Raw genomic sequence first — 6,579 nt, forward strand, 5'->3', positions numbered from 1 at the left:
CCATGCCAGCAGGCACGATTACCCTTAAAAACAACTCGTCAGCGGTTACCGGCAGCGGTACTGCGTTCAGCACAGAACTCAAGGCCAACGACTTCATTGTGGTGACAGTTGGCCAGACCGTTTATACCCTCGGGGTTAAGTCGGTGGAATCGAACACGGCGCTTACTCTGGTGCGTAATTTCGATGGACCATCTGCCAGCGGTCTGGCATGGACGCCGATCCCCTATGGGGCGATGGTCACGATTACAGCGCAGACGCACGCCTATACCGCAGAGGCGTTGCGTGGGCTGCTGCTGGATAAGAAGAACTGGCAACAGGTATTCAGCGGTACCGGAAACATCACGGTGACGTTGCCTGACGGCAGCACTTACACCGGCCCGGCCTGGAATAGTATTACGGCTTCGCTGAATAATAAATTAGACAAGACGCTTACTAATTCTCAAGAAATCAGTGGCCCATTAATTTTGAAGAGTAATGCCACTCTTGACGCTGGTGGGTATTGCCAGTTTCGCAAGTCAGTCACATTTAATGACGCCGTCGCGGCAAAAAAGAGCATAACCATCACTGGCGATGCCAATGACGCATCACCATCGATCCATATTAGCCAGCAACATACCAACAGCAGTGGCACAGTCGCTGGCGGCGGTGCCTATTGCCGATTGACGGCACAAGGCACTGAAAAAATCTTCATGATGTCGCTACGGCAAGAGCTAAATATTACCGATTACGGTTTTTTATCCTATCGGGATTTTCGTGGAAATTGGCATGAGGTGAGACTACAGAATAACGGAGACTTTAATAACTTAACGGGCCAATGGGTTAACGGTTCCGATATTCGAATGAAGTCAGACCTAGTAGAAATACAAGACCCTCTGTCACTGATTCGCGGGCTTAAGCTATATACGGGCAAGCGGGATGGACAACCATTCATCGGTGGAATAGCTCAGGAAATCGAGCAGCAGATACCCCTTACCGTAAGTCAGTGTGGTTCATTCAAGCTTCGTACAGGCGAGACAATAGAAAATATCAAGGCGGTTGATTACGCCACGCTGGGATATATAGCCCTGGCAGCCCTTAATCAGGCGGTTGAAAGAATTGACCGTCAGGACGAGATAATCAAAAAACTTATGGAGAAACTGCAATGACATTAATCAGCGATATTTTGCGTGGCCCTTATGGAGACCCTCAGCCTAATGTTATTATCACCATGCGTGCAAAGGAAACTAGCGCGCGTGTTTTAGTGAGCAATTCATCCGCAGCGATTACCGCGGACGACGGTAAATATTCAATGCAGGTTTTCCCCGGTAAATATGAAGTAATGGTATCTACTCTGGGGAAAGTTGGCGAAATTCGTGTATATCCAGACTCGAAAGACGGCACGCTTAACGATTTCCTCATCACGCCGGGCGAAGAAGAGATTACGCCTGAAATCGTTCGTACTGTAGAGACATTGCGAACGGAGGCAGCCGCGTCTGCGGGGAAGTCTGCTGTATCAGCTTCGGCAGCCAAAGTCAGCGAACAGAATGCGGCCAGCAGTGTGAAGCCGGTTACAGCAGCAGGCTTTGGGGTAGGGCCAATTCACCGCCCTGATGTTTACGCGCAGGAAAATACGTCGTTCATCAACCGGTTTAATGGCACTTCGGCTAATGCACCTGCCAATGTTCTGGGGGGCGTGATATCGATGCCGATGGATGGTGGCCCAACGTGCGGATATATTGCGGTTAGTTCCGCTCGCGCAGTGTGGGCTGGTATATCAAATTTTTCAGGTAAAACGGTCTCATGGGTTTCGCTGTGGTCATCTGTCAACACAACGGTTGACGCCAACGGCTTCATTAAAAAGGCATCCCCGGTCGTGAAGCTTTTCCGTGATGGCGCCTGCGAACTCAACGACGAAAGTCAGGGCGTGACTACTGAGCGTGTGAGTGAGGGGGTTTACCGGATTTCCGGCACGCTCGGGTTTAATGCAGATGCGCAATGGGGCGGCCCGGATGGCGGAATCGAGGTTCCGCTCGACCGCAACAAGCAGCCGCTGATCTGGGTGGATTACGAGGTAGAGCCAACCGGCGACCTACTGATCAAAACCTATCACCGCACACACCCGGCGGCGCCGGCGTTCGCGCGCAATGACGTTCTGGGCTATGACGAGGGGATGCCGATCGATATCCCCGATGGGCGCTGGGTAGATCTGCGTGTTGAGATGCCGGCGGTCGACGAACCAGGTACGGAAGAAGAGGCCACAGCATAAAGCAGGAAATCACGCCGGAAACAATCCGGCGTATACTTTCTTCCTTTATCGATCATAGATCTATCATTTCTGCGGTGAAACGAACTTCACATCGGTTTTTTTTTACGCTTATACTGTGTATGCATACAGTATTTGTTGTGAGGTAAAACACCATGGGAATGATGCCAAAATTTGCCAGCCCGGCAGCAGACTACGTTGAGTGCCGCTTGAGCCTTGACGAGATCTGCATTTCAAAGCCGAGCGCTACTTATCTGCTCCGCGCCGCCGGCCAGGCGATGGCGGTCGGTATCCACGCTGACGCGTTGCTTGTTGTCGATTCGTCGGCGACGCCGGTACACGGCAGTATTATCGTAGCTGCGGAGGAAGGCGCGCATGTGTTGCGCCGGCTACGTCTTTACCCGTATCGCGCGCTTGAGTTTCTCGATGGCTCCGGCCGGGAAACTGAACTCGGTAACGAAGACTCGGAAGAAGGGATCGAGGTGTTCGGCGTGGTGATGTACTGCGTCAATGATATGCGGTCGTGCGAGTGGGATGATCTGCCGGTTATTTGATGACCGGTCATGCTTTCTGGTCTTATGATGATTTGGGAGAGGTGTGCAGGATTTTGCGGTATAAAATCGCTCGAACTTTTCCCGAATCGAATCGAGATTCTTGATAACTATTTGAATGCAAAAGACGGTTAACGAAGGTATTTTTGATGGCTTTATAATCCATGCCTGAGTTATCTATATGAAAAAATTGAATTTATTTGTTTTCGCTCGATTAAAGGAATCGTATTCGGTCTTTTTTTGAGTTGTTGATTTTAAAGGATTTATTTTCGTTTGTCCGAAAATGTCCGAAATATGTCCGAATTTTGATATTCGGTCTTTTACAGCATCACGTACTCTTTCCCCCTCGTTTTGAGATATTTCAGCGTCATCATTTCCGTTGTATGCCCCAGCAGCTTTTGAGCAAATGCCTTGTCGTTCTGCTTTTCGTACAGGCGGCCGGACAGGCTTCGGATCTCGTGGAACGTCGGCGGGCTTTCCTGAAATATCAAACCTGATGCTTTCCGCGCGGCGACAAATTTTTTCGTTAACCCGTCGGGGTGGATCGAACCATCTGGGCTATTTTTCCTGATGCCGGCGCTGATCATGAAGTCAGACGTGCTGACCAATCGGCATCGGTCGATAACGGTGCCAAGTCGCAGGCCCATGCATTTCAGTTCAAGATCAAGGGGGAGGGAGAGCAAAGCCCCCGTTTTGCCTTGTTCAACCTGCAGGCGGCCGTCAACGATATGGCTAAAGCGCATTTGTGTCAGATCCTCGCGGCGTTGGCCGGAGACCAGCGCAAGATCCATCGCCAGGCAGAACCACGGCGGCATTGTCTCCGCGGCCTCTCGAATCGGCCCGTATTGCTTCAGTTCCAGACGTTCGCGCATCACGACAGCTTTCGCCGCGCGGGTAGGGGTCACAGGGTTGTTTTCGATGTGACCTTCCACGATCGCCTCGCGGAAAATATCAGACAGCACCGATCGCATGGTTGCGGCCATTGTCTTTTTGTTCTGGGCGATCCAAAACTCGAGAAATTCGGCGATGTGGCGTGTCGTGATTTTTGTCAGCACCATGTCGCCCAGGCGTTCCCGGATAATGGCAATTTGGCCGGCGCGCACTTTGTATGTGTTCTCGGCCAGTTCTCGCCGCTTGAATAGGACATCGTACCGATCGAGCCATGCGTTTAGCGTGTATTCGTGGCTGCCCTTGATTTTCTCCAGGAGCAGAACGGGAGAGTAATTTTGTTCGATATAGTGGTTGGCTTCAATCGCCTGGGCAATAGCCTCGCGTCGCGAAATCTGGCCGAGAGAGATCTCCTTTTTGGTTACTGGATTGCGCCAGTAGAACGCGTTCCGGTTTCGGCGGAATGTCAGGTTTTTCGGTAAGCGCATGTCATAACCCTCCCTTCGCCGTGCCATTGATCACTTTCTCCATGAACGCGAGCCTCGCGGGATTATGGCTCTGCGCTTCCTTTATTTTTCTCCCCAGGTTGAAGTCCTTGGGGTTGATGTAAATAGTCCCTGGTGTCAGCCGGTACTGCTTGCCGTGCTTCTCCGCCGGCGGGTAAAAGTTTCCGTTGCGCGCCCAGCGCCAGAGCGTCTGGATGCTTGGTTTTTTATCGGTGTAGTTATCATCTCGCCATTCTTCGAGAGTCATCCATTTAGCCATTGGTCATGCCTCACTACTCAGCACAACCGGCCACAATATTAGCCGTGGCCGGCGTTGTGCGTTGATTTTCCAAAATCAGCCCTGAAACTCTGGGCGCATATCGTCGAGCGCTAGCTGGAAACGCTCCATGTCATCAGCGCTTAGATCTCGCTCTGACCGTCGCACCAGCGCCTCTACCGCGGCGAACTCATCGGCGCTCCGGCAGTCTTTCAGCTGGCTGCTGATGCTGCCGCATGCGGTGATCTGCCGGTGGCGCTTAATCACTTTGTTTTTCAGCTCGGTGTAAGCGGCGATCCCCAGCTTTTGACGTAACTCTTCAACCTGTGCGCGGATATTTGAGGCTTGGTCTGTTGTTTCTGCATGATCGATAGCTGTCCGAATGCCGCCGGCAATATCATCCGTATCGACAGGCGGAGCGCTCTGCTGTACAGGTGCGGCAACAGGTCCGTCCGCAAGCTGGCTCACACTGACGCGCGAGGCGCCGCGCTGCGGGTTAATTTCGCGTTCTTCCGCCTTTTCCAACTCGTCGATCGTGTAGACGCCGAGAATCACTTCCGGGCAGTACAGGCGCGCCCAGCGCTTCACTGCCAGATAGGCCAGTTGTTGGCGCGGATCATCAGCCCAAAGCGTAGAGTTGCGGGTGCGGGCCTGCGCCAGCATGAGCACTAACTCCCGCGGTTTATCTTCCCCCCTCAGCGTTGCCCAGACGCGGATCCCGATCCCTTCTTCATCAGCCAGGCGCCAGCCAGGAATGCGATACTCCCCTTTATCCCCTTTGCGAATATCAAATTTGCCGATCACCTTTTCCCACGGACCGAACCAGTCATAGTTGATGCGGTCGACCAGCGGCCCGCGGGTGGAAATCACCGCATTAACCAGTTGCGCCTCGTACCCGAGAACGCCGCTCACGATGAAAGTTTTCTGAGCCACCGCGAATGGGTTCATTTGCCACTGGGCGGCCTGCATGGCGATCGCCATGCAGTCGGCCGGGTTCCCTCGCAGATGGGCGGGGATCGTCGCTGTACCGCTCGCCATGACCTGCGCAAATTGGTTGATTGCGGTCAGGTATTGCGGGTTGAACAGCGCGATGTTCGAGTCAGTGACCGATGCCGTTTTTTCTTCAGGAATGCTGATATTGCTCATAATGTTTTTGCCCCTTACGCAACGCGCAGCGCTTCCATGCGGCGCTGGTCATAGTCGTTTAAGTCGTCGACGATCTCTTCGGTGATCGGTGCCGGCCAGGTGTCGGTGTCGAATGCGTTTTTGATGTCTCGCAGCGCCTTTTTGTACTCAAGCCGGCCAAGCTCAAGCAGGTCAGGAGAAGCCTCGACGATAGCTACCCAGTGATAACCCTCGTCTTTGTTGACGAAAATCCAGAAGAACTGGTCAAAGGCGGCGATGTCGCTATACATGGCGGCGCTGAGGTGGTAGTCCCGATCGATAATTTCCCGGTGCAGCTTGGCGCGCAGCGCGTCTTGCTTTACGCGGCCCATGCTGACTGATTTCAAATCCACACCTACGCGCACGCTGTTAAGATCGATCTCAAGGTCAGGGCGAACGCGGACCTCGAGGCCGGTTTCCTCATCAAAGCCGAAATAACTTGCTTCAACCGCACGCTGCTCATGCTGCAGTAGCGGACCCGCTGAAGGATGGGTAAACAGCGCACGCTGAATGGCTTTGGCGTGTTGCATTTGCTGCTGGGTTACCAGCTGACGGCCGTCATCAGAGTTTTTCCAGGCATCAAGCAGTTCGTCGGCAAAGATGGCTGTTGGCAGAATCGTTTTGATGCGCGCCGCCATGTCTTCTTTGTTCCCGCTGACCGACAGCGGAGCCGGGATCGCGCGCTCTTTCTCGACAAACTCCGGATCGATGGCTGTCAGTTGTTCCAGTAGTGCGTCGCGGCCGCCGGCGGTTTTCAACGGCGCCGATAGGGTGGCGTTGTACTTCTTGATGCATTCCTTCATCGCTGAAGCCGTAGGTTCGGCCGTTGCCAGGCTTTGAAACTCAACCGGCAGTGAAACATAAAATTGCGCGGTTTCTTCGTAATTGCCGCCCAACGCATACGACACCGGGAGGGTGGCGTTATGCTTCTCGATCACGGCACGCAGCGTATCGGCGTCGGTCTGTTTCGGC

Annotated in this window: 7 protein-coding genes; 3 read left to right on the forward strand and 4 right to left on the reverse strand. The window is 53.3% G+C overall.

Going from position 1 to position 6,579, the window contains the following annotated elements; genetic code table 11:
• Positions 1-2: 2 nt before the first annotated feature.
• The 3 genes from FUU19_RS22370 to FUU19_RS22380 all read left to right on the forward strand — a co-directional run bounded on the left by FUU19_RS22370 (position 3) and on the right by FUU19_RS22380 (position 2,796).
• The gene (locus FUU19_RS22370) at positions 3-1,145 is read left to right on the forward strand and encodes a tail fiber domain-containing protein (RefSeq protein WP_230490416.1); all 1,143 of its coding nucleotides are present in this window, start codon (positions 3-5) and stop codon (positions 1,143-1,145) included.
• Positions 1,142-2,245: a phage tail fiber protein gene (locus tag FUU19_RS22375; protein ID WP_230490417.1), complete on the forward strand. Its 1,104-nt coding sequence runs from the start codon at positions 1,142-1,144 to the stop codon at positions 2,243-2,245. The genes FUU19_RS22370 and FUU19_RS22375 overlap by 4 nt, the downstream gene beginning before the upstream one ends.
• Positions 2,246-2,397: 152 nt before the next feature.
• Positions 2,398-2,796, forward strand: coding sequence for a HumD family translesion DNA polymerase (locus tag FUU19_RS22380; protein ID WP_141972963.1), 399 nt, complete (start codon positions 2,398-2,400; stop codon positions 2,794-2,796).
• Between the two features lie 317 nt (positions 2,797-3,113).
• Here FUU19_RS22380 and FUU19_RS22385 read toward each other — a convergent pair whose 3' ends face one another.
• From FUU19_RS22385 to FUU19_RS22400, 4 genes are all read right to left on the reverse strand, one after another.
• On the reverse strand, positions 3,114-4,196 hold the full coding sequence (locus FUU19_RS22385; RefSeq protein ID WP_230490418.1) for a tyrosine-type recombinase/integrase: 1,083 nt from the start codon (positions 4,194-4,196) through the stop codon (positions 3,114-3,116).
• Positions 4,171-4,446, reverse strand: coding sequence for an excisionase (locus tag FUU19_RS22390; RefSeq protein ID WP_230490419.1), 276 nt, complete (start codon positions 4,444-4,446; stop codon positions 4,171-4,173). Before FUU19_RS22390 ends, FUU19_RS22385 begins: the two co-directional genes overlap by 26 nt.
• Positions 4,447-4,521: 75 nt before the next feature.
• Complete coding sequence (locus FUU19_RS22395) at positions 4,522-5,589, reverse strand: RecT family recombinase (protein WP_230490420.1); 1,068 nt, start codon at positions 5,587-5,589, stop codon at positions 4,522-4,524.
• Positions 5,590-5,603: 14 nt separating this feature from the next.
• Positions 5,604-6,579, reverse strand: a 976-nt coding sequence (locus FUU19_RS22400) for a PD-(D/E)XK nuclease-like domain-containing protein (protein ID WP_230507376.1), incomplete at its 5' end; no start/stop codon positions are given.

Origin of the sequence: Serratia montpellierensis (genome assembly GCF_020858655.1) — a bacterium.
Classification (GTDB): domain Bacteria; phylum Pseudomonadota; class Gammaproteobacteria; order Enterobacterales; family Enterobacteriaceae; genus Serratia; species Serratia montpellierensis.

Excerpts from the sequence above, each read along its gene's own strand:
- FUU19_RS22370 (WP_230490416.1), top strand. The coding sequence starts at position 3 with ATGCCAGCAGGCACGATTACCCTTAAAAACAACTCGTCAGCGGTTACC.
- FUU19_RS22375 (WP_230490417.1), top strand. The coding sequence starts at position 1,142 with ATGACATTAATCAGCGATATTTTGCGTGGCCCTTATGGAGACCCTCAG.
- FUU19_RS22380 (WP_141972963.1), top strand. The coding sequence starts at position 2,398 with ATGGGAATGATGCCAAAATTTGCCAGCCCGGCAGCAGACTACGTTGAG.
- FUU19_RS22385 (WP_230490418.1), bottom strand. The coding sequence starts at position 4,196 with ATGGCACGGCGAAGGGAGGGTTATGACATGCGCTTACCGAAAAACCTG.
- FUU19_RS22390 (WP_230490419.1), bottom strand. The coding sequence starts at position 4,446 with ATGGCTAAATGGATGACTCTCGAAGAATGGCGAGATGATAACTACACC.
- FUU19_RS22395 (WP_230490420.1), bottom strand. The coding sequence starts at position 5,589 with ATGAGCAATATCAGCATTCCTGAAGAAAAAACGGCATCGGTCACTGAC.